At 66.5% G+C, this 22,775-nt stretch carries 20 protein-coding genes; 9 read left to right on the forward strand and 11 right to left on the reverse strand.

Annotated features, from left to right (window positions below; translation table 11 throughout):
• The first annotated feature begins 234 nt into the window (after positions 1 to 234).
• Together AR540_RS03215 and AR540_RS03220 are read left to right on the forward strand one after the other, a co-directional pair.
• Entirely contained in the window at positions 235 to 1,815 is a 1,581-nt protein-coding gene (locus AR540_RS03215; RefSeq protein ID WP_059226404.1) for a hypothetical protein, read from the forward strand.
• 37 nt (positions 1,816 to 1,852) lie between these two features.
• Positions 1,853 to 3,124 (forward strand): hypothetical protein, encoded by a 1,272-nt coding sequence (locus tag AR540_RS03220; RefSeq protein ID WP_059226405.1) that lies wholly within the window; start codon positions 1,853 to 1,855, stop codon positions 3,122 to 3,124.
• Here AR540_RS03220 and AR540_RS03225 read toward each other — a convergent pair.
• A complete protein-coding gene (locus tag AR540_RS03225) occupies positions 3,121 to 4,332 on the reverse strand; it encodes a YeeE/YedE family protein (RefSeq protein ID WP_059226406.1) in 1,212 nt (403 codons plus the stop codon). The two genes, AR540_RS03220 and AR540_RS03225, sit on opposite strands and share 4 nt — an antisense overlap.
• 224 nt (positions 4,333 to 4,556) lie before the next feature.
• Between AR540_RS03225 and AR540_RS03230 the strand changes: the two genes are divergently transcribed.
• A complete protein-coding gene (locus AR540_RS03230; RefSeq protein WP_201786102.1) occupies positions 4,557 to 5,654 on the forward strand; it encodes a DUF1615 domain-containing protein in 1,098 nt (365 codons plus the stop codon).
• 143 nt (positions 5,655 to 5,797) lie between these two features.
• Complete coding sequence (locus tag AR540_RS03235) at positions 5,798 to 6,154, forward strand: hypothetical protein (protein ID WP_059226407.1); 357 nt, start codon at positions 5,798 to 5,800, stop codon at positions 6,152 to 6,154.
• A gap of 83 nt (positions 6,155 to 6,237) precedes the next feature.
• On the opposite strand, the gene AR540_RS03240 is transcribed toward AR540_RS03235, so the two are convergent.
• From AR540_RS03240 to AR540_RS03255, 4 genes are all read right to left on the reverse strand, one after another.
• Entirely contained in the window at positions 6,238 to 7,317 is a 1,080-nt protein-coding gene (locus AR540_RS03240) for an SMP-30/gluconolactonase/LRE family protein (protein WP_059226408.1), read from the reverse strand.
• 128 nt (positions 7,318 to 7,445) lie between these two features.
• Entirely contained in the window at positions 7,446 to 8,693 is a 1,248-nt protein-coding gene (locus AR540_RS03245; protein ID WP_059226409.1) for a GGDEF domain-containing response regulator, read from the reverse strand.
• 129 nt (positions 8,694 to 8,822) lie between these two features.
• Positions 8,823 to 10,067 (reverse strand): sensor domain-containing phosphodiesterase, encoded by a 1,245-nt coding sequence (locus AR540_RS03250; RefSeq protein ID WP_059226410.1) that lies wholly within the window; start codon positions 10,065 to 10,067, stop codon positions 8,823 to 8,825.
• A gap of 76 nt (positions 10,068 to 10,143) precedes the next feature.
• Positions 10,144 to 11,901: a putative bifunctional diguanylate cyclase/phosphodiesterase gene (locus tag AR540_RS03255; protein ID WP_082706895.1), complete on the reverse strand. Its 1,758-nt coding sequence runs from the start codon at positions 11,899 to 11,901 to the stop codon at positions 10,144 to 10,146.
• A 649-nt stretch (positions 11,902 to 12,550) separates the two neighbouring features.
• Here AR540_RS03255 and AR540_RS03260 point away from each other — a divergent pair.
• Complete coding sequence (locus tag AR540_RS03260; protein ID WP_059226411.1) at positions 12,551 to 13,855, forward strand: leucine-rich repeat-containing protein kinase family protein; 1,305 nt, start codon at positions 12,551 to 12,553, stop codon at positions 13,853 to 13,855.
• On the opposite strand, the gene AR540_RS03265 is transcribed toward AR540_RS03260, so the two are convergent.
• Positions 13,852 to 14,544: an aspartate/glutamate racemase family protein gene (locus tag AR540_RS03265; protein ID WP_059226412.1), complete on the reverse strand. Its 693-nt coding sequence runs from the start codon at positions 14,542 to 14,544 to the stop codon at positions 13,852 to 13,854. The genes AR540_RS03260 and AR540_RS03265 overlap by 4 nt on opposite strands.
• 366 nt (positions 14,545 to 14,910) lie before the next feature.
• Between AR540_RS03265 and AR540_RS03270 the strand changes: the two genes are divergently transcribed.
• Positions 14,911 to 15,102: a hypothetical protein gene (locus tag AR540_RS03270; RefSeq protein ID WP_059226413.1), complete on the forward strand. Its 192-nt coding sequence runs from the start codon at positions 14,911 to 14,913 to the stop codon at positions 15,100 to 15,102.
• 68 nt (positions 15,103 to 15,170) lie between these two features.
• Here the strand turns inward: AR540_RS03270 and AR540_RS03275 are convergent, their stop codons facing one another.
• Together AR540_RS03275 and AR540_RS03280 are read right to left on the reverse strand one after the other, a co-directional pair.
• Positions 15,171 to 16,799, reverse strand: coding sequence for a methyl-accepting chemotaxis protein (locus AR540_RS03275; protein WP_059226414.1), 1,629 nt, complete (start codon positions 16,797 to 16,799; stop codon positions 15,171 to 15,173).
• A gap of 560 nt (positions 16,800 to 17,359) precedes the next feature.
• Positions 17,360 to 18,169, reverse strand: coding sequence for an SDR family NAD(P)-dependent oxidoreductase (locus AR540_RS03280; RefSeq protein ID WP_059226415.1), 810 nt, complete (start codon positions 18,167 to 18,169; stop codon positions 17,360 to 17,362).
• Positions 18,170 to 18,291: 122 nt separating this feature from the next.
• On the opposite strand from AR540_RS03280, the gene AR540_RS03285 reads away from it, so the two are divergent.
• A complete protein-coding gene (locus AR540_RS03285; RefSeq protein WP_059226416.1) occupies positions 18,292 to 18,504 on the forward strand; it encodes a DUF3820 family protein in 213 nt (70 codons plus the stop codon).
• Here AR540_RS03285 and AR540_RS03290 read toward each other — a convergent pair.
• Entirely contained in the window at positions 18,501 to 18,956 is a 456-nt protein-coding gene (locus AR540_RS03290) for a GNAT family N-acetyltransferase (RefSeq protein WP_059226417.1), read from the reverse strand. The genes AR540_RS03285 and AR540_RS03290 overlap by 4 nt on opposite strands.
• Positions 18,957 to 18,958: 2 nt before the next feature.
• Positions 18,959 to 19,183, reverse strand: coding sequence for a hypothetical protein (locus AR540_RS03295; RefSeq protein ID WP_059226418.1), 225 nt, complete (start codon positions 19,181 to 19,183; stop codon positions 18,959 to 18,961).
• A gap of 124 nt (positions 19,184 to 19,307) precedes the next feature.
• On the opposite strand from AR540_RS03295, the gene AR540_RS03300 reads away from it, so the two are divergent.
• Positions 19,308 to 19,721: a VOC family protein gene (locus tag AR540_RS03300; RefSeq protein WP_059226419.1), complete on the forward strand. Its 414-nt coding sequence runs from the start codon at positions 19,308 to 19,310 to the stop codon at positions 19,719 to 19,721.
• Between the two features lie 395 nt (positions 19,722 to 20,116).
• Here AR540_RS03300 and AR540_RS03305 read toward each other — a convergent pair whose 3' ends face one another.
• Complete coding sequence (locus tag AR540_RS03305; RefSeq protein ID WP_059226420.1) at positions 20,117 to 20,467, reverse strand: 4a-hydroxytetrahydrobiopterin dehydratase; 351 nt, start codon at positions 20,465 to 20,467, stop codon at positions 20,117 to 20,119.
• A 160-nt stretch (positions 20,468 to 20,627) separates the two neighbouring features.
• Between AR540_RS03305 and acs the strand changes: the two genes are divergently transcribed.
• A complete protein-coding gene (gene acs, locus AR540_RS03310; RefSeq protein WP_059226421.1) occupies positions 20,628 to 22,586 on the forward strand; it encodes an acetate--CoA ligase in 1,959 nt (652 codons plus the stop codon).
• Positions 22,587 to 22,775 lie beyond the last annotated feature (189 nt).

Raw genomic sequence — 22,775 nt, forward strand, 5'->3', positions numbered from 1 at the left:
TTCACCGTCGTGATGGTGGACGGTTCTGCGCGTTCCGCGTCATCCCGGCGATGACGTCTCTGTACGGCTTCCTGAATGTAGTCAACGGTTGAAGCCCGGTTACCCGTTCGCGTGGCCTATGGCCGGCGAGGGCGGTTTTGCACCGGTTGTACCAGGCCCGCGGATGGCGGCGTCCTGGTTCTTCACTGCCCTGGACGGCGTTCTCGACTGCACGGCTGTCAGGAGACAGGAACGATGAGCGTGTTATCCGGCGTCACCCATACCGGCGTCCAGGCCCGGCGGTTGCCCTTCTGGCTGGGCGGCCTGGCGGTCGTCCTGCTGCTGCTGGCCGCACTGCTCTGGCGGTTGCCGGATTTCCGCGACGGCGTCGGCGCCCAGAATCTCGAAGCCAGCTATCACGTGGTGCTCAGCCTCGATGCGCTGGACGAATCCGGCGTCGCCCAGCACTGGTGGCTGCCCACCGTGACCCTGGGCGGCAGCCACGACAAGCAGGTGTCCTGGGGCGCCACCATCCCCACCCGCACGGGCGACTACGTCTACACCAGCTTCAGCAGCTACGGTTTTCTCGCGCCCTACCTGGGGCTGAAGGCGGCGGGCCTGCCGCCTTCGTTGCACAATCTCGCGCTGTTCAATGCCGCCCTCGGTGCCTTGACGGCGCTACTGCTGTTCCGCCTGCTGTACCTGGTCATGCGGCGCAACGCGGCCAGTCGCGCCCTGGCCGCCACCGCGGCGACCCTGGGGTGCCTGCTGGCCGTGTTCAGTCGTGAGGCGCTGCTCTCCCAGGGGCTGCTGTACTGGGTCCAGAGTTTCTACCAGGTGCTGCTGCTGGCTGGGCTGCTTACCTTCTTCCACTACCTCGAGGCCCCCGCGGGCCGCCAGCGGACACGCCTCGGCTGGCTGCTGGCCGCCCTGGTCTGCTTCGGCGCCCTGACCGAGTGGACCGGCTACGTGTTCGGCGGTGGCCTGGCCGCGTTGCTCTGGTTGCAGCGCCGACACCTGCCGGACGGCCAGCGCCTGGCCTGGCGGCTGGCCTTCGCCACCGCGCTGGCCGGCCTGCTGATCCTGCTGCACTACAGCCTGGCCGCCGGCCTGCTGCCGACCCTCAAGGCCTTCGCCCGCCGCTTTCTCGCCCGCAGCCCGAACAACGCCCATCTGGCCGATTTCTTCGCCGGCTATGGCCTGTCCTTCGGTCTGTTCCTCGCGGCCGTGGCCATCGCCGGCGGCGTACTGCTGTGGCGGCGGCGCCGTCTGAACTGGCCGCGCAGCACGGTCCTGCTGCTGGTCGCCGCCAGTGTGCCGCTACTGGAAAACCTGCTGTTGCTGCAGCACGCCACCCAGTTCTCCTTCGACCGCCTCAAGTTCATCTTCCCGGCCGCCCTGGTGATCGTCCTGGCCTTCCGCGTGCTCAAGGGGGGCGGCCGCGCCCTGCTCGCCGGTCTACTGCTGGTGGCCGCGGTGCAGAACGCCCAGACCTATCGCAGCGACCTGGCCACCTACGCCGGCTGGGGCGCCATCGACCGGCAGAACCAAGCCCTGGCCAGTCTGGTGCGTGGGCAGGTGGACCTGGGGTGCACCCTGATCTCCACCGACATGACGGTGCGTGGCTACGGCAGCCTGCTGTTCCACCGCAGCATCCATGAGCTGCAGCGCCAGCCGCTGGACTATCGCGGCGAGCAGGGCGCCTGCGCCGGCCTCTATCTGGAAGGGCGAGACTTCCGCGTCGATCTGCCGGAGTACACCCGCGCCCGCCTGAGCCTGGCGGACGGCCGCCAGCTGACCTACGCCAAGGTGGAGGGCGATTGGCGCCAGCAATGACCTTTTCATCCATGACGTTGCCACGAGGAGACCGGGAATGCCGGGTTCGCTGATCAATAGACTGAGTTTTCTGGCCCTGGGCGGCCTGATGGTCCTGCAGTTCGGCGTGTTCGAGCAGAGCCCCACCAACCCGGTGGGCATCCGCTACGTGGGCGAGCTGTACCTGGCGATTTGCCTGGGGTTCTTCGCGCTCTTCACCCTGAGCACCTGGCATCGGCCGCAACGCGACTACCGTCTGCTGATGGCCTTCTGCCTATTCTCGACGGTGGTGTTCTGCGGCCTGCCGGCGGTGTTCGCCCAACTGTTCTGGGGCCAGCCGCTGGTCTACGGTCTCATCGAGGAGCGGCGGGTGCTCTACTGCTTCAGTGCCTTCCTGGTGCTGTACCTGGCCAAGCGGCTGACCGCCGCCCAGTTCGAGAACCTGATCATCCTGGTCGGCCTGTTGTCGGCGCTGCTGTGCTGGCTGTCCTATTTCAAGATGCTCCCCGACCTGCGCGAGGAGGTGAAGGACCTCAGTCGGCCCGGACGAGCCTCCACCGGCGCAGGTGCCATCTTCTTCGGCTACTTCATCTGCATCTATTTCGCCGGTCGCGGGCGTTCCTTCCTCGACGGCCAGTTGCGGCCCAAGCTGCGCAACGGGGCGCTGGCGCTATTCTTCCTGGCCACCATCGTGGTGGTGCTGCAGACCCGCCAGCTGATCATCGTCTGCATGGTGTTCACCATCCTGGCGCTGCGCGCCCGGCTGATCGGTCCGGCGCTGTTCGGCGCCATCGCCATCGCGCCGCTGATCCTCTATCCGCACCTGCTGGAAACCCTCGGCTTCAACCTGGATTTCTATGCGCGTTCGGTGCAGGAAGGGCCCACCGACAACGTCCGGGAGAACACCATCTCCCAGATCATCAATCACCTGCAGCTGTACAACGGCCTACCCAGTGGTAGCCTCAGCCTGATGTGGAACGACGGCTTCAAGCCGATCTTCGGCGACTACTTCTTCCTCTCCGACGTCGGCATCTTCGGTACCGTGTTCCGCTTCGGCTTCCTGTCGGTCCTGGTCATTCCCATCGGGCTCGCCGTCCATTACCTGGTGGCTCGCAAGCTGTCGCGGGACCTGGAATTCACCCTGGCGGTGTTCCTCGCCTTCATGGTCATCTGGCCGCTGCAAGGGCTGTTCGAGTACCAGGGTACCTCGGCCCTGCTGTTCGTCATGCAGGCGCTCAAGACCTTCCACGGCGCGCCCCAGTATGACGTGTTGACCATGCACGAGCGCCCGGGGGCACTGCCACCCGGACGCCAGCCGTTACCGGTCTAGCAACCAGTCAGGCGTTCCACGCGGCGCTCGCCGGGGAAGAACAGCGGACGCAGCCGTACGCCGACGCTGTTGCCGGCGAAGGCCGCCACCAGCCACAGCCAGCCGTGCAGGCTGCCCGAGGCGATGCCGCTGAAGTAGGCGCCGATGTTGCAGCCGTAGGCCAGGCGCGCGCCGTAGCCCAGCAACAGGCCGCCGATGACCGCCGCCACCAGTGAGCGCACGGGGATGCGCAGGCTGGGCGCGAAGCGACCCGCCAGGCCCGCGGCGATCAGGGCACCGAGCACGATGCCGAGGTTCATCACGCTGGTGACGTCGAACCAGAACGGCTCGGCCAGCGCCTTGGCATTGGCCGGTTGCCGCCAGAAGGCCCAGCCGGAGACATCCAGGCCCAGCAAGCCGGCACCCTTGGCGCCCCAGAGGGCGAAGGCCGAGGTGATGCCCCAGGGGCGACCGGCCAGGGCCAGGGTGACGAAGTTGAGCAGCGCCAGGGCGATGGCGCCCCACACCAGCGGCCAGTGACCGCGCAGCAGGCGCGCCGCACCCTGGTGCTCACCGGGCGCCGTGGCTTCCAATCGACCGTGGCGCCGCCGCTCCAGTACCACCGAGATCCAGGCGATCAGGGCGAAGGCCGCCAGGCTGGCCAGGATGCCGGGCAGTACGCCCAGGCTGGTCACCAGCGAGGTGGGCGGCAGGCTGGGCAGGGCGAACCACCAGCCCAGGTGATGGGTGGCGACCACCGAGCCGATGATGAAGAACAGCAGGGTCACCAGCATCCGGGCGTTGCCGCCACCCACAGTGAAGAGGGTGCCGGAGGCGCAGCCGCCGCCCAGTTGCATGCCGATGCCGAACAGGAAGGCGCCGATCGCCACCGAGGTGGACAGCGGCGAGACGTTGCCCCGCACCGCTTCACCGAAGAGGCTGCCGGCGCCCAGCGCAGGGAAGAACAGCAGCACCGCGATGGCCAACATCACCATCTGGGCGCGCAGGCCGGCGCCGCGACGGTCGCGGATGAGCACCCGCCAGGCCGAGGTGAAGCCGAAGGCCGCATGGTAGAGCGTCAGGCCCAGGGCACCGCCGACCAGCAGCAGGAGCGCCTGGCGGCTCCCCACGGTCTGGCCGACGAAGATCATGCCCAGGGCGAGCAGGAGCGCTGCCCCAAGTGCGGCCCAGGGCAAGCGGGGGGCGGAGAGGGTGGAGGTCTGCTGCATTATCTTTCCAGTAGCTTCGAACTAAAGTCCGACTATTTTAGTCGGGCTTGCTGCCGGTGCCCACAGGCCAGATCCCGGTTGTTGAATGAATCCGTTACAAGCTTATAGCTCGTGGTTATAACGTCGGCTAATCGGTCGTTTGCTGTGGAACGTGGTCAAAGCGGCCTGAAGTCCTTCCGGGAGTCGCCGTGTCGTCCGTTGCCCGCTTGCCGTTTTCGCTTTCTCTGTCGCCCCGAGCCTGGCGCTGGGCCACGATCCTGCTGGTGTTGCTGCTGGGCGGCTGTAGCCTGACACCCACCGCGCCAGGCCCGCAGCGTTCCCCGGCGGAGGTCCGGGCCGAACTCCTGCGCCTGCTACCGACCAGCGTGGCGGATCGCCAGGGTTGGGCCGCTGACATCCAGACCGCCTTCAGTACCCAGCGCCTCGAACCTTCGACCGAGAATCTCTGCGCCGTGCTGGCGGTGGCGGAGCAGGAGTCCACCTACCGAGTCGATCCGCCGGTACCCGGCCTCGGTCGCATTGCGCGTGAGGAGATCGACCGGCGCGCCGCCCGGGCCTACGTGCCACAACTGCTGGTGCGTACGGCGCTGAATCTTCAGTCACCCACCGGCAAGACCTACGCCGAACGCCTGGACGGCGCGCGCACCGAGCGTGAACTGAGCCTGATCTTCGAGGACTTCATCGCCATGGTGCCGCTGGGCGGCCAGTTGTTCGGCCGCTTCAATCCGGTGCGCACCGGCGGTCCCATGCAGGTCAGCATCGAGTTCGCCGAGGCCCACGCCCGCGACTATCCCTATGACCGGCAGGGCTCCATCCGCCATGAGGTGTTCAGCCGTCGCGGTGGTCTCTACTTCGGCACCGCGCACCTGCTCGGCTATCCCGTCGACTATCCCTCGCCGCTCTACCGCTTCGCCGATTTCAACGCCGGCTGGTACGCCAGTCGCAACGCTGCCTTCCAGAGCGCGGTGAGTCGAGCCGCCGGAGTGAAGCTGGCGCTGGACGGCGATCTGGTGGTGCCGGGCTCGCGGGCCATGGGCGAGACCGAGCGGGCAGTGAACCGCCTGGCGCCGGCCCTGGGCATGAGCGACATCGCCATTCGCCATGACCTGGAAGCGGGCGCTTCGGTGGAGTTCGCCGAGACCGATCTCTACGCCAAGGTCTATGCCCTGGCCGAGCGCAAGGCCGGACGGACACTGCCGCGCGCCGTGCTGCCGGGCATCACCCTGGAAAGTCCCAAGATCACCCGTAACCTCACTACCGCCTGGTTCGCCCAGCGGGTCGAGGAGCGCTGGCAGCGCTGCCTGAGCCGTGCCAAAGGCTGACGGCGGCAGTCGTCGCCGAACGGTGGCGCCTGGCGGACGAGGATCAAGGGAGGGGATGGCACTTAGCCAGACTATTGGCCTACCATGGCGGCATACAGCGGCCTTGCGCCGTCCGGTTCTGGTGTAGTCCCTTAGAGGTCCAGATGGCCGATGTCCCTTCCGGGTCCGGGTTGACGCTCGTCGTCGACCAGCCCAACCCTGCGCCCAGTCTGCGCATTCCGCCGCGCGAGCAGGCCAAGGCGCTGCGCCTGCTGCGTACTCTCGGCCTGGAAGCCGATACCCCACCCGAGCTGGTGCTGGCCTGGCTGGAGCGGCGCGGCGGTGGCTGTTCACTACCCGAGGCGGCGCGCCAGATCGGCCTGGGCAACTGGCTGGGAATCACCACCAGTCTGGCCGATCTCACGCAAAACCTGGCGCGCTTCGAGGCGGCCTACGCCCTGGACAGGGTGCTCGACTCCCTGGCCGTGCTGGCCGAACGCTCGCCGCCGGAATCCCGCTGACGGCTGGCTGGCCGGCCGGGCTCGGCGACGCCATGTCGACAAGGGCCTCGCCTGAGCTTCGCTCCTCGACCTTCCTCCCGAACCTACAGCCCGGCGCCGCGGATATTGACATAGAGGCTGTACAGCGAGTGGGAGCCGGCCATGAACAGCCGGTTGCCTTCCGCTCCGCCGAAGCACAGGTTCGGGCAGCGCTCCGGCAGGTGGACATGGCCCAGTGCCTTGCCGCTCGGATCGAAGACCCGCACTCCGTCGAGGGCCTCGGGCTTGGCCGCCGGCGCGCCGCTGCTGCCCCAGCCGCACCAGAGATTGCCCGCCACGTCGCACTTGATGCCGTCCAGGGCGCCGTACTCCAGCGCCTCGATGTGCTTGCGCCGTTCCCCCAGGCTGCCATCGTCCTGGACGCCATAGGCCCACACCAGGCGATTGGGCTTGGCGCGGCCTTCCACCACGTAGAGCAGCTTCTCGTCCGGCGAGAAGGCCAGACCGTTGGGGCCGTTGAGCTCGTCGATCACCCGTGTCACCACCAGGCTCTCGCCATCGATGCGATAGACCCCATCGGGCTGTTCGGTCTTGACCCGGTGGCCCTCGTAGTCGCTGTTGGCCTGGAACGGCGGATCGCTGAACCAGATGGAGCCATCGCGCTTGACCACCACGTCGTTGGGCGAATTGAACGGCTTGCCGTCGAAGGCGTCGGCCAGCACCGTGAGGCGCCCGTCATGCTCGGTGCGGGTGATCCGCCGGCCCAGGCCGTGAGTGGTCGAGCCTTCGCAGGCGATCAGCCGACCCTGGCGGTCACGGGTCAGGCCATTGGCGAAGTTGGACTGGGCACGATAGGTGTCCAGTCGGCCGCTCACCTCGTCCCAGCGCATGATGCGGTTGTTGGGAATGTCGCTCAGCAGCAGGTAGTTGCCGTCACCGATCCAGACCGGACCTTCGGCCCAACGCAGGCCAGTGGCCAGGCGTTCGACGCTGGCATTGAAGAGGCGCAGTTCTAGGAAGCGGTCGTCGAGGATCTCGATCAGGGGATCGGGGTAGCGCTGGCCGAGGGGTTCGGCGGCTCGGCCCAGCGCGGGCAGGGCGAGCGCGGTGCCGCAGACGAGGCCGTGCTGGAGCAGGCGGCGACGGGATAGCGGTCGGGCAAGGCCCGGGAAGGCGTCGGTCATGAAGCGAGTCCTTGATTGTTATTGTGGGCAAGGCGCGGATCGTCCTCCACGGCAGGCCGCCGACTGCAGGAGAATAATCATACGACATCATATGACTTGTGGCGTGGCGCGCCAACCGGTGGAGGCGCTCAGCTGGCGTCGAGCGTCAGGCAGGTCCGTCCGCGACCCTGGCACTTGGCTTGGTAGAGGCGGCGGTCGGCTTCATGGAGGAAGCCTTCCAGGTCGTCGGGCGTCCCGGCGAAGACCCCGGCGCTGAACGACAGCGGTGGTGCCCCGGGCGCATAGGTCTGCGCCTGGCAGTAGCGACGCAGCAGATCCAGCGCCTGCAGCAATTGCTCCGGCGGCATGCGGCTGACCACGGCGAATTCCTCACCGCCCAGGCGCCCGGTGAGATCCTGGGGCAGGGTGCGTGCCAGGGCCTGGGCGAACACCAGCAGGGCGCTGTCGCCGCTGGCATGGCCGTGTTCGTCGTTGATGCGCTTGAAGTGATCCAGATCGAGCATGGCCACGCTCAGCGACTGGCCTTCCCGCTCGGCCTGGCGAAACCATTCCAGCGCCTGCTCCTGGAAGGAGCGGCGATTGCGCAGCCCGGTCAGGGAATCGTACTGGGCGGCATGGGTCAGGGCCCGCAGCAGATCGCGGCGCTCCAGCGTGGACACCACTCGGCAGTTGAGCTCTTCGGGACAGAAGGGTTTGCGCAGGAAGTCGTCCGCCCCCTGCTTGATGAACTTGGCGCTGAGCGAACCCTTCTCATCGGCCGAGAGGCCGATGATGCAGAGGTCGTTGCGACGCAGTTTCTGGCGCAGCGTCTGCACCAGTTCGAAGCCACTGAGTCCCGGCATGCTGTGGTCGACCACCAGCAGGTCGATGTCGGGCTGCTCCTGCAACAGGCGCAGGGCTTCATTGCCGTCGCGGGCGTCCAGCAACTGATAGCGGTGGGGCGTCAGTACGTGGCGAATGTAGTTGCGGGTGGCATCGGAATCCTCGGCGATGAGGATCTTCACCCCGGTATTGCTCTCCAGCCGCCGTAGCAGGCGAAAGGCGAATTCGTATGAGTATTGGCTTTCCTTGAGTACGTAGTCGACCACGCCCTTGGTCAGCAGGTCGTCACGGCGGCGCTCGTCATAGGAGCCGCTGAGCACGATGCAGGGCAGTCGGTAACGCAGTACCAGGTCGACGCTCTCGCCCTTGGGTGCGTCGGGCAGGTTGAGATCCACCAGGGCGGCGAAGAACAGCTCGGCGGAGGTCTCCAGCATCACCTCGGCTTCGGCCAGGGTGGCGCAGAACACCGGCTCGAAGTCACGCTGCTGACGAAAGAGGTGCGCCAGGATCTTGAGGACCATGGGGCTGTCTTCGATGACCAGGATGGAACGCACCGGTAACTCCTGCATGAGGCAATGATCGACCGAGCGCGGGGCCGGGCGGTTGGGCGGGATTCACCCCCCGTCATATCGACCGCGCGACCGACAACTTGAAGGTTGATGATCACGCCTGTCAGGCCCGGACTAGAGCTCTTCGAGCTGCCGATGGCGGGGCAGTCGCAGGGCCTCGTCGCGAGGCAACGGTCTGCTCAGCAGGTTGCCCTGTACCTTGTCGACATTCAAGGCTTTCAGGGCTTGGAGTTCGGCCAGGGTTTCCACCCCCTCGGCGATGACCTCCTTGCCGGTCTCCCGGGCGAAGGCGATGATCGCCGAAGCCAGCGCTCGTCGCTCGGCATCGTGGTCGATGTCGCGTACCAGGCTCATGTCCAGCTTGATCATGTCCGGTCGCAGCCGGAGGATGTGCCTCAGGCTCGCATAGCCGGCGCCGGCATCGTCGATCGCCAGCCGGACCCCCTGGCGGCGCAACGGCTGCAACTGGGCATGCAGGGTGTCGTAGTCGTCCACCTCGGCATGCTCGGTGATCTCCAGCACCAGCCGTCCGGGAGCGGTACCGGCCAGCAGCGCCGGCAGGCGCCCGCCGAGGATGGTCTGCGGCGAGCAGTTCATGGTCAGGTAGCTGTCGCCCGGCAGGCCCTGCAGCCCTTGCAGGGCGTAGCGCATGGCGCTCTCTTCGAGTTCGTCGCCGAGACCCACTGCGCTGGCCTCGGAGAACCACAGGTCGGGGCTGCGCTGCGGCGGGCAATGGAAGCGCGACAGCGACTCCCAGCCAGCGATGCGCAGGTCTGCCAGGTAGTAGATCGGCTGGTAGACGATGCTCGGTTGGTGCGCCGCCACGGCACCCTGGATGCGCTGGCGCATCTCCACCTGGCCGCGCCGACTGGAAACGTCCAGGCTGAGCCGATCGGCGACCAGCTCGGCGAAGGTGCGCACCAGCTCCAGGTCACGCGGGCTCAGAGTGGGGTCGGGCTGGTACTTGAAGCAGCAGAAGGTGCCGAACAATTCGCCGTCGTTCAGGCGCACGGGTACGCTCAGGTGCGCCCCGATGGGCACGCTGCGGGTCTCCGGGATCAGGCGTGTGGCACCCAGGGCACGGGTGTCCGGGATGAATTCGGGCAGGTGGCCCTTGACCACCTGCTGGCAATAGCCCTGGCTGAGCGGCAGGGCGTCACCGGCCTTGAGCGGAGCCCCTGGCTCGGCGTCGACGTTACGGAATACGCGATCCTGCTGGCGGAATTCGGCGAGAAAGGCCACGTCCATGTCTAGATGGGTGCGCAGCGCGTGCAGCACCTTGTCGATGCAGCCTTGGCTGCTCAGCTCTCCCGTGTCCAGGCCGACGACATCCAACAACTCGGTACTCGAAGCCCTCATGTCCTCACTCCTGGGGATACCACGACACTGAACCAGTGTAGAGGCTGAAGTGAATTTGTCAGTCAAATGATATCGATCAGCGCCGTGCGTCGTACCAGGCCTCGAAGGCCGGCAGCGCCATGGGGCGGGCCAGCAGATAGCCCTGGACCTCGTCGCAACCGGCGTCCTGCAGGAAGGCCAGTACCTCTGCCGTCTCGATCCCCTCGGCGACACGGCGATAGCCCAGCTTGCCGATCAGCGTCAGCAGCGCCCTGATCACTTCCTGCTTGCGTGGATCGGTGGGCAGGTCGTGGAGCAGCGAGCGATCGAGCTTGACGCTGGTGATCGGCAGTTCATAGAGGTAGGCGAAGTTGCTGTAGCCGCTGCCGAAGTCGTCGATGGCGATCTCCACTCCCAGGGCCCGTAACTCATGCAACTGGGCGATGGCGCCCGGATTGCGGCGCAACCAGGTGTCTTCGGTAATTTCCACTTCCAGTCGCTGCGGGAGCACGCCCTGTTGCCGGCAGGTCTCGCGCAGCAGCTCGACCAGATCGCCCTCGTCGAAGTCCCGCGGCGACAGGTTGAGCGACAGCCGGCCGGTATAGCGACTACCCCAGCGCGCCAACTGGGTCACGGCGGTGCGAACCACCCAGCGGGTGACGGTGTGGATCAGCGCGGTCTTCTCGATCGCCGGGATGAAGTCACCGGGCGCGATGGGGCCGAGCTGGGGATGGGTCCAGCGCAGCAGGGCTTCGGCGCTGCGCAGCGCACCCCCGGGCAGCGCCAGGCGCGGCTGGAAAGCCAGGCTGAAGTCACCGCGCTCGAGGGCTTCGGGAATTTGCCGGACCAGTTGGAAAATTCGCTGGAAGGCCTCGTCCTGCGGTCGCTCGTAGGTGCCCCAGTGGCGCGGGCCCAGGGCCGCCTGGTCGACCGCTACCATCCCCTTGCGCAGCAGGTCGCGTACGTCGTCGGGGCTCAGGGTGAAGGGCACCACGCCGGCCTTCACCGGCGGATCGATGGGGATCTGGTCGGCCTGCACCGGAGCGCGCAATTGGGCGAGCAGGCCGTCCAGCAGCGTCGGGTAGTCGCAGTCCGCCGGCAGCAGGAAGGCGAATCTCTTGGTGTCCACGTGATAGACCTTGGCACGCTCGCCCAGGGCCTCGCACAGGCGCAGCGCCAGGCAGCGCAGGAAGGTCTCGAACGGCCACATGCCCTGGGCCAGGATCAGTTGTTCCTTCCAGGGGGTATCCAGCGGGTCCACCAGCACCAGCAGGCGCAGCTCGCCCGGCTGGAGTTCGGCCAATTGGGCGACATCGGCCTGGAACTGCTGGCGGTTGGGCAGGCCACTGACCGGATCGCGGCGGCGCAGGTGCTGGCGTAGGGCGATGAGGCGCATCACCTGGGCGGCGAAGTCGTCCAGCCGCTTGCGCTCCGCCGGGCTCAGCTCACGTGGCTGGTTGTCGAGGATGCAGAGGCTGCCGATGGCATAGCCCCCCTCGGTGACCAGCGAAGAGCCGGCATAGAAGCGCACGTGCGGTGCCCGCACCACCAGCGGATTGTGGCTGAAGCGGGCATCGCAGCGGGCATCGTTGATTTCCAGCCGGCCATCCGCGCTCTGGATGGTATGGGCGCAGAAGGCATCTTCCACCGGCATCTGCGCCAACTCGAAGCCGACCCGGGCCTTGAACCACTGGCGGTCACGATCCACCAGGCTGATCAGCGCGGTCGGCACGTTGAAGCTGCTGGCGACCAGCTCGCAGAGGCGATCGAATTCCTCCGCCGGCGCCGAGTCGAGAAGCTCCAGGGCGTGCAGGGCGTTCAGGCGATCATCTTCGTTGGGTGGGGCAGTGACCATCAGGCGATCTCGGGATATCGACGAGCCTTGTACGAGCAACCGGCCTCCAGCGAGAGGGTTGCCATCCAAGCCGAGCGGGGGGCGGCGGCGGAAGAGGCCGCTTGTCTGAGAATGTCGGCAGGCACCCCGAGGACTTTAGCTGTCTCGTTGCGCTTGGCAACCCCGTGAGCCCAGGCACGGGTTGACGTTGCGTACGCCTGAGGGCGCGAGCGCAGCCTGTCTGGAGTTCCTGCCGTCAACTGCCTGTTCGACATCGATGAAACCCTGCTCGACGGGTCTGCCCCGGATGGCCTGTGCGCCCGAGCAGGTGGCCGATTCGTCGGCGCGACGCTGGTCACGGCAAGCTATTCCAGAAGCTGGAGTGACGCTCATTCTGCCGCACGGAGGCGGCCGCCAGAGGTCAGTCGTGCTAGTGTGGTGCATCAGAAGTTTACTGCACAAGTGTGGCGGCGCTTGTCGACCTTGGCGGTGTTGCCACTCCTCGCCATGGCCCGGCCATGAGTCGTCGCGGCACCTGGTCCAACGGGCCGCCGAAGCGACCGGGAAAGCCCTCGCCAGTTCTTGTGCGAACCACTGAAACACTATCCTGACGTCCGCATCATCGCCGGCCCGATCCCGGTTCTTCCCTGACAGTGAGAGTCGCTTTCCCATGACGGATACCCTAGCCCGGCTGCGTGCCGGCGAACTGGCCGGGGCCACGTGCCTGACCCTGCGTGCCGACCTGACCGAGTTTCCCGAGGAGATCTACGCCCTGGCCGACAGCCTCGAGATCCTCGACCTGTCGGGCAATCGGCTGCGCGGCCTGCCTGCCGACCTCGGTCGGCTGCACCGGCTGCGCATCCTCTTCTGCTCGAGCAATCCCTTCAATGAATTGCCCGAGGTGCTGGGCACGCTGCCCAATCTGGAGATGATCGGCTTCAAGGCCTGCGCGCTGGAGCGGGTGAGCGCCGCGGCCCTGCCGCCACGCCTTCGCTGGCTGATCCTCACCGACAATCGCATCGCCGAGGTGCCTGCTGCCCTGGGTGAGCGACCCGCCCTGCAAAAGCTGATGCTGGCCGGCAATCGGCTGGAGGCCCTGCCGGCGTCCATGGCCGATCTGCACCAGCTGGAGCTGCTGCGCCTGTCAGCCAATCGCTTCACGGCGCTGCCGCCGGCCATCCTCGACCTGCCCCGCCTGACCTGGCTGGCCTACGGCGACAACCCGCTGGGCGCTGCCCGCGAGCAGGCGGTACGGGCCCAGGCGGCGCGCCAGCAGCGCATCGCCTGGAGCGATCTGGTACTCGGTGAACGGCTGGGCGAGGGTGCCTCCGGCATCATCCACCAGGCGCGCTGGCAATCGCCCAGCGGACCGCGGGAGGTGGCGGTCAAGCTGTTCAGGGGCAGCATGACCAGCGACGGCACCCCGGAAAGCGAAAGCGCGGCCAGCCTCAGCGCCGGCACCCATCCCTGGCTGATCGGTGCCCTCGGCGACCTGGCCGATCATCCCGAGCGGCGTAGCGGCCTGGTGCTGGAACTGGTGGAGCCGGCCTTCGGCAACCTGGCCGGTCCGCCCAGTTTCACCACCTGCAGCCGCGACGTCTATCCCGCGGACACCCGCTTCAGCGCCGCCGCGCTGCAAGGGATGGCCGGCGGCATGGCCAGTGCCCTGGCGCACCTGCACGCGCGCGGCCTGGTACACGGCGATTTCTATGCCCACAACATCCTCTGGGACGGGGGCGCGCGCTGCCTGCTCGGCGACTTCGGGGGGGCTTCGCTGCTACCCGAGGATGCCCGCCAGGCCGCGCGCCTGCAGCGCTTCGAGAGTCGCGCCTTCGGCATCCTGCTGGAGGAATGGCTGGCCCGTTGCAGCGAGCCGGTCGCGGCGGACCTGGTGGCGCTGGCCGCGGAATGCCAGCAGCGCGAGCTGGACGCGCGCCCGCTGCTGGCCGAGGTCGCGCGGCGGCTGCCGGGCTAGCTGAGCGCCCAGTCCACGGCGGCCAGGGCGTGCAGGGTGGTGGTGTCGAACAGCGGCACCGCGCTGTCGCTCTGCTCCACCAGCAGCATGATCTCGGTACAGCCGAGCACGATGCCCTCGGCGCCCTGGGCGACCAGTTCGGCGATGACCCTGCGATAGGTCTCCCGCGAGGCTGGCCGGACCTCGCCGCGCACCAGTTCCTCATAGATGATGCGATGCACGACCTGGCGCTGCGCGGGGTCGGGCGTCAGTACCTCCAGGCCGAAGCGCTGCGCCAGTCGTTCCCGGTAGAAGGCTTGCTCCATGGTGAAGGCCGTCCCCAACAGGCCGATGGTCTTCAGCCCCTGGGCGCGGATCGCTGCTCCGGTGGGATCGGCGATGTGCAGCAGCGCTAGCCCACTGGCCGCCTCGATCTCCGCTGCCAGGCAGTGCATGGTGTTGGTACAGAGCACCAATCCCTCGGCGCCACCCGCCGCCAACTGCCGAGCCGCATCACCCAGCAGCCGACCCAGCGTGGCCCAGTCGCCCGCATGCTGCAGCCGGGCGATCTCGGCGAAATCCACCGACAGCAGCAGGCAGGCCGCCGAATGGCTGCCGCCCAGCCGCCGGCGCACCTCCTCATTGAGAAGGCGATAGTACTGCGCCGAACTTTCCCAACTCATACCGCCCAACAGACCCAGGGTGCGCATGGGCTTTCTCTCGGTGATTGGCGAACGGACAGCTTGGCGATTATGGGAGCCTTGGGTGAGGGGCAGTGGGGTGCAGATCCGGCGGTACAGTCAGTCGGCCGCTCAAAGGCCGGCAGGCTGTCAGGGCGTAATTCTTTCTAACGAGAAGCAGTGGATAAGGTCGAGGTATTGGTAGGAACCACTGTCTTATCGCGGCCGTGGGCCGCTCCTACGGAAGCATCCTGCTGTTGTAGGAGCGGCCCACGGCCGCGATTTCCCAAGCGATGCCAATGAGCCGTTCCCACGGGTCCCGTGTTCCCCATGGCAGAGCTGTCACCTCCGAGCTACGCTTCGATTGGCCAACCCCAGCCTCAGTAGGTGATCGCCATGCTGAAAGCCTTGCTCGCCACGCTAACCCTGACCCTCTTCGCCTCCGCCACCGTCCAGGCGGCGCCCTGTCGGGATGCCCAGGGCAAGTTCGTGAAATGCGAGGCGGCCAAGACCAAGGCCGTGCAGTGCAAGGATGCCAAGGGCAAGTTCGCCAAATGCGACGCGCCAGGGGCCAAGCCGATCAAGTGAGCGCCTGAGCGGAGCGACCGAGCGAATGTCCGGCAGGGAGCCGGGACGTTCGCTCGGTTTCGCTTGCGTCAGGCGACCTTGAAGCGTCCCACCAGCTGATTCATCTGCACTGCCAGTTGCGAGAGTTCGCTGCTGGCCGTGGCGGTCTGGCTGGCGCCGGCTGCGCTCTGCACCGATAGATCGCGGATGGTGATCAGGGCCCGGTCGACTTCCCGGGCGACGTGGGCCTGTTCTTCGGCGGCGGTGGCGATCAGGGTAGTGCGCTCGGTGATGCCGGTGACCGCGCTGGTGATGACCGCCAGCGACTGGTCGGAGTCCCGGGCGAGGACCAGGGTGCGCTGGGCCAGGCTGGCGGTGGCGTTCATGGTGTTGACCGCCTCGCTGCTGCCGCGCTGGACCTGGCCGATGACGGCCTCGATCTCCTGGGTCGACTGCTGGGTACGCTGCGCCAAGGCCCGCACCTCGTCGGCCACCACGGCGAAACCGCGGCCGGCATCGCCGGCGCGAGCGGCTTCGATGGCGGCGTTGAGCGCCAGCAGGTTGGTCTGTTCGGCGACCCCGCGGATCACCTCCAGGACCTTGGTGATATTGCCGACGTCATTGGCCAGTTGCTGGATGCGGTCGCTGCTGTCGACCACGTTGCCATTGAGGGCCTCGATGGCCTGCACGGTCTGCTCGACGCTGGACTTGCCCTGGCGCGAGGCCAGGTCCGAACTGCGGGCTTCGCTCGAGGTGCTCTCGGCATTGCGAGCCACTTCTTCCACGGCGGCGGTCATCTGGTTGACGGCGGTGGCGGCCTGTTCGATCTCCTGATTCTGCTGGTTGAGCCCACGGTTGGCGTCCTCGGTCACGGCATGCATCTCGGTCGCGGCGGAAGACAGCTGGATGGCGGAATCGCTGATCTGCTGCAGGGTCTGCACCAGGTTCAGGCGCATCCGCTCGAAGCTCAGGCTCAGCTGATGGATCTCGTCGCGGCCTTCATCCTGCCAAGACTGCAACAGGTCGCCATCGGCGATGCTCTCGGCCACCGCCATGCTACGCCGCACCGGCACCACCAGGCTCTGGGTGAAGCGCCAGGCGATGAGCAAGGTCATCACCAGGGCCAGGACCATGCTGGCGATGACGTAGATCAGGCTCTCATGATAGAGCGTGGTCGCCTCATGCCCGACCAGGGCGGCCTCTTCGTGGTTGGCCTTGATCAGGGCCTGGACCTTGGCCAGCAGCGGCTCGCTGAGCGGCCGGAAGCTCTGGGTCACCACCGCCTGGGCCGCCTGCATGCCATTGCTCTCCGATTGCCGTAGCACCTCGTCCAGGGCACTGCGCCAGGGCCCGACGAGTTGGAGCAGCTCCTGGTAGGCGCGGCGCTCGCTTTCGGCGCTGACCAGCTTCTGGTAATCGCCGACGCCCTGGACGAAGGCCTCGCGCTCCTGCTTGAGCAGCGCCTCGGTCTTGTGGCTCAGGTCGGGGTCCGAGGTGCTGATGAATCTCAGGGTTTCCAGGCGAATGCGCAGGATGGTGGATTCCAGGAAGGCCGCCTGCATGACGCTGGGCAAGGTGTTCTGCTCGACCTGCTGCTCGCTGTCGCGCAGCTTGCCGATCTGTACCAGGCTGAAGCTGCCGATACAGATCAGCAGTACGGCGAAGCTGGTGAAACACAATAAAGCACGATTGCCGATTTTCAAATCACGTAGGGACATCTTCCACTCCTCGAACAGCACGGTATTGCTTAGAAACACTGTTTCAAAAAAACCGAGGTCTGAAACGTCCGGGCCGATGGGAGCGCGTAAATAGACTCTGATCGGTCATATAGTGGAACAGGCTTTGTGAGTTGACTTATGGTTCGGCAGTTTAATGGCGTTATTATTCTGTCGAGGCATGCGTGGTTCTAAATCGATGAATCGATTCATCGATTTAGAATGCGGTGAAATTTCGATTATGGCGAGCCAGCAGCGTGCCGGACGTGCATTTCCAGCCGGTGTGTCTAGGACGCTGAGCAGCCCATGCCGCGATGGGGTAGGCAGGCATCGGTCACCACTAATTAAAACTTTTATTAAAGTTTTTTGGAGAGGTGTCGACTGGCTTTTTATGTCGTTTATAAAAGGCTGGCGTTCGAAGGCGAGGAGGTCTCGGAGGGTTGATATAAGTATCGAAAGGTTTAATTCGGATCAACTGTTCCGAACGAGACTGATAGTAAAGCTGAAACTTCCACGAACCAGGGTGCCAGATATAACCTGGCACCCTGGTGTCCGCGGTCGGTTCAATGATCACGATCCGCCGAGCCGGGCTCCGACCAGGCGCGATGACGTTCGGCCTGCTCGGCCTCGCTCTCGATCCGGTTGAGCACCTCGCCTTCATGCTGAACCTCGGGGCCACCCCCATAGACGTGATCCAACCCCTGCATCAGGGCTGCGTAGCCCTGGGCAGCCACCTGCGCCGGGTCGTGCTTAGGACCGGCGCCGACGCTGGTGTCGTCCTCGCCGGCGCGATGGAAGAAATTGGTGTCCGTCTGGCCGGGCATGAGCACCGTGAGGGTCACGCCGCTGTCCTTGAGTTCGTTGCGTACGGCGAAGGCGAAGGAGTTGATGAAGGCCTTGGAGGCGCCGTAGACGGCTTCGAAGGGAATGGGTGCCGTCGCCGAGATGGAGGAGGTGAAGAGCACCCGCCCGCGACCGGCGGCCACCATGTCCGGCAGCACCAGCTTGGCCAGGTGCACGGTGGACATGACGTTGAGCTGGATCAGTGCCAGCTCGTCTTCCAGGCGTGTCTGGCCGACGAAGGCGCCGCCCAGGCCGACTCCGGCATTGAGCACCACGACGTCCAGCGGACGACCCTGGCGCCTGAGGAAACGAAAGGTTTCCTCCACGCCTACCGCCGTCCGCAGGTCGGCGGCATGGCTCCACACCTTGACCCCCAGGGCGCGCAATTCGCGCTCGGCGGCGTCTAAGCCCTCGCCGCGGGAGACCAGCAGCAGGTCGTGGCCGTGGCGGGCCAGTTGCTTGGCCAATTCGAAGCCGATCCCGCTGGAGGCGCCGGTGACGGCAGCCAGCGGCCGGGTAACGTTGCTCATGCTCAAATCCTCTGCAGACCTGTTTTAGCTGGGATCGTCGCGGAGGTCCGACGCTCCCCGCAGCCGACGGTTAACCCGAGCCGGCATGGCATAATCGCCATGCCGTCTGGAGGAGACAAGCGATGCAACCCGCGGATCTGGAAGCCCTGGTGACCTGGACCATGCCCTATGGCAAGTACGCCGGCCGCCTGCTGGCCGATCTGCCGGGTCACTACCTGAATTGGTTCGCCCGCAGTGGCTTTCCGGCGGGGGAGCTGGGCCGGCTGCTGGCGCTGATGCAGGAGATCGACCATAACGGCCTCAAGCCGCTGCTCGATCCGCTGCGGCGGCGCTAGCGGCTGGCCGCGCGACGCATGTCGATATGGGGAATGCCATCCTCGTCGTACACCGCCGAGCAGGGCGTGAAGCCGTAGCGGCCATAGTAGGCCTGCAGATGGGCCTGCGCCGAGAGAAACAGCGGACGGCCCGGCCAGCGCTCGTTGCAGGCGCGCAGGGCCTCCTCCAGCAACCGATGACCGAGACCGCTGCCGCGACCTTCCGGAGCGACGATCACCCGGCCGATCACCACCTCGTCACGCACGGCACCGAGCAGCCGCAGGTAGGCGTGCAAGACGCCGTCCTGCCAGCCGAACAGGTGCCAGACGTCTGCCGCCAGGTCCAGGCCGTCGGCATCGGGATAGATGCATTGCTGCTCCACCACGAAGACCCGGGCGCGCAGCACCAGGGCGGCATAGAGTTCGGCGGTGGTCAGCGCCTGGGCGGCGCGGCAGGACCAGTCGATAGTCATGCTCAGTCCTTGCGTCGGCCGAACATGAAGCGAAAGCGATTGCGGTTGAGCAGCACGTAGCCGGTCAACTGCAGCCCCGCCGCGAACAGCAGGCTGCGGATCGCGCCGGGGTCGGCAGGGCGGGGCCCCTGGTAGAGGCCGTAGAGGGCGAAGGCCACGCCCAGCAGGCCGAGGATGAAGAAGACCAGACCGATCTTGGTCAGGCGGGGGAGGTTGCGCAGATTCATGGGCATGTCGTCAAAGGTAAAGGCCGCCACGCTAACCGTCCGAACCAGGCTTGTCGAGCCGATAGGCAGCCGCGGCGGACTGGTCTACCGTGGCCTGATGGCCCCTGCAAGCGGGAGAGAGCCCATGTTCAGCCATGTACAGGTAGGCGCGCGCGATCTGGAGCGCCTGATTGGATTCTATGACAGCGTTTTGCACGAACTCGGTCTGGTGCGGATGCCGCTGGAAGACGACGGCGGCCCGCCCGGTTGCGGCTGGCAGCGCCCGGGGCGGGCATGGCCGCAATTCTATGTGCAACTGCCGTTCAACGGCCTGCCGGCCTCCTGGGGCAATGGCGTCCAGGTGAGCTTTGCCGCGCCTACGCCGGCGGCCGTGGAGGCGGCCTGGCACCGCGCCCTGCAACTGGGCGGCAGCGACGAAGGGGCGCCCGGGGTGCGCCCCGGCTATGGCGCGGACTTCTACGCCGCCTATTGCCGCGATCCGGAGGGCAACAAGCTGTGCTTCGTGCATGCTGCGGGGCTGGTCGAGGCCAGCGCTTGAGGCGTAGAGCCTGTTCAACGTCTGCTGCGCGTTGGCCAAACGGCGTTGAAAATGGCCTGGGCCGCCAGCCCCGCCTGGGCGGTCCCGTCGCCATGCTCGTTTAGCACCCGTAAACCGGAGCGCGGGTCCGATCCGCTTCCTTAGGCCTTAGCGATCATGGCGATGCTTATGTTTCTACGATGATGTTCTGACTGTAGGCGTAACTGTCCTTATCGCGGCCATGGCGGTCCGCCGATGCGGCCGCTCCTACAGGCACCGCTCTATCCCGTAGGAGCGGCCCATGGCCGCGATAAGAGGTCTGCTGTGCGTCGGCCAAGCGGCGTTGAGAATGGCCTGGGTCGCCAGCCCCGCCTGGGCGGCCCCGTCGTCTCGCTCGCGAGCCGTTGAGCAGAATCTTAGGCCTGGGCCGCCAGGGCAACGGCATCGGTGCGCGCCGCCATGATGAAGTCGTTGCGGTGCAGGCCGCCGATGTTGTGGGTCCACCAGCTCACCGTCACGCCGCCCCACTCGGTGAGCAGGGCCGGGTGATGGTCTTCGTCCTGGGCTTCCCGGCCGACCCTGTTGGTGAAGTCCAGGGCCTCCAGAAAGTTGCCGAAGGCATAGCGTCGTTCCAGGCGCGGAATGCCCTCGCGTTCCACCAGGGTCCAGCCGGGGACCGCCTTGAGCAGCTCGGCGCTGGCGGCCTCGCTCAGCGCGGGTTCGTTGGAACGGCAGGGAACGCAATGGGAGTGGGCGAGATCGGCCATGGATGCTCCGGCGGGCATAGAGGGTGAGGCGCCCAGAGTAGCAGACCCGCCAGTCAACTCCCGGCGTCCCGTCCGACCATGGTCGAATGGCTCGAAGCGGATACGCGCCGTACAACGGACGACAACAAGAACAACAGTTTCCCGCCGAGGAGATCGTCCCATGAGTGCCGCCTTTTACCCGGTCCGCGCGGAAGTCGCTTCCCGGACCCTGACCGACGAGGTCACCTATCGTCGCCTGTACCAGCAGTCCATCCTCAATCCCGATGGCTTCTGGCGCGAGCAGGCCCAGCGCCTGGATTGGATCAAGCCCTTCAGCCGGGTCAAGCAGACGTCCTTCGACGACCATCGCGTCGATATCCAGTGGTTCGCCGACGGCACCCTGAACGCCTCCTATAATTGCCTGGATCGGCACCTGGAAACCCGTGGCGACCAGACCGCCATCATCTGGGAAGGCGACGATCCCGCCGACAGCCGTCATATCAGCTACCGCGAGCTGCACCGCGAGGTCTGCCAACTGGCCAATGCCCTGCGCGGCCAGGACATCCACCGCGGCGACGTGGTGACCATCTACATGCCGATGATCCCCGAGGCGGTTGTGGCCATGCTGGCCTGCGCCCGCATCGGCGCCGTGCACTCGGTGGTATTCGGCGGCTTCTCGCCCGAATCCCTGGCCGGCCGCATCAGCGACTGCCAGTCCAAGCTGGTGATCACCGCCGACGAAGGCGTGCGCGGCGGTCGCAAGATCCCGCTCAAGGCCAACGTCGACGAGGCCTTGACCAACCCGGCTACCCATTCGGTGCACAAGGTCATCGTCTGCAAGCGCACGGGCGCCGACATCGCCTGGCACCGCCACCGTGACGTCTGGTACGAGGACATCACCTCGGTGGCCCCGGAACATTGCGAGCCCAAGGAGATGTCCGCCGAGGCGCCGCTGTTCATCCTCTATACCTCCGGCTCCACCGGCAAACCCAAGGGCATCCTGCACACCACCGGTGGCTACCTGACCTACGCCGCCCTGACCCACGAGCGGGTCTTCGACTATCGCCCCGGCGAGGTCTACTGGTGCACCGCCGACGTCGGCTGGATCACCGGCCACAGCTACATCGTCTACGGTCCCCTGGCCAACGGCGCCACCACCCTGCTGTTCGAAGGCGTGCCCAACTACCCGGATGTCACCCGCATGGGGCAGGTGGTGGACAAGCACAAGGTCAACATCCTCTACACCGCGCCCACTGCCATCCGCGCCATGATGGCCCAGGGCGACGCCGCCATGCGTGGCATCGACGGCAGCAGCCTGCGGCTGCTCGGTTCGGTGGGCGAGCCCATCAACCCCGAGGCCTGGCACTGGTACTACAAGACCGTCGGCCAAGAGCGCTGCCCCATCGTCGATACCTGGTGGCAGACCGAGACCGGCGGCATCCTCATCAGCCCGCTGCCCGGCGCCATCGGCCAGAAGCCCGGCTCCGCGACCCGGCCCTTCTTCGGCATCCAGCCGGCGCTGGTGGACAACGAAGGCAACCTGCTCGACGGCGCCGTGGAAGGCAACCTGGTGATCCTCGATTCCTGGCCGGGCCAGTCGCGCTCCATCTATGGCGACCACGACCGCTTCGTCGACACCTACTTCAAGACCTTCAAGGGCATGTACTTCACCGGCGACGGCGCCCGGCGCGACGAGGACGGCTACTACTGGATCACCGGTCGCGTCGACGACGTGCTCAACGTCTCCGGCCACCGCATGGGCACCGCCGAGATCGAGAGCGCCCTGGTGGCCCATCCCAAGGTGGCCGAGGCCGCGGTGGTGGGCATGCCCCACGACCTCAAGGGCCAGGGCATCTATGTCTACGTCACCCTCAACCAGGGCGAGGAGGGCAGCGAGGCCTTGCGCCAGGAACTCAAGCAGTGGGTGCGCAAGGAGATCGGCCCCATCGCCACGCCCGACGTCATCCAATGGGCGCCGGGCCTGCCGAAGACCCGCTCCGGCAAGATCATGCGGCGGATCCTGCGCAAGATCGCCGTGGGCGAATACGACGCCCTCGGTGACATCTCCACCCTGGCCGATCCGGGCGTGGTCCAGCACCTGGTCGGTACCCACAAGCAGATGAACCAGGCCGTCGCCTGATCCAGCTGCGCCCCGCGCCGCCCGCTACCCCCCGGTAGCGGGCGGTTTCTTTTTGGGCGCGCCGGTCCTGTAAGGAGTTGTCGCCAGGGTAAAAGCCGCCGTCGCCTGGCTGGGTCTAGAATCGCGCCAGCCGGCGGGTCGGCGGGCACGTCGATCCGCCACCGGTGCAAAGGCCGGGACAGGGGCAAC

It is taken from the genome of Pseudomonas sp. EpS/L25, from assembly GCF_001512295.1.
Lineage (GTDB): Bacteria > Pseudomonadota > Gammaproteobacteria > Pseudomonadales > Pseudomonadaceae > Chryseomonas.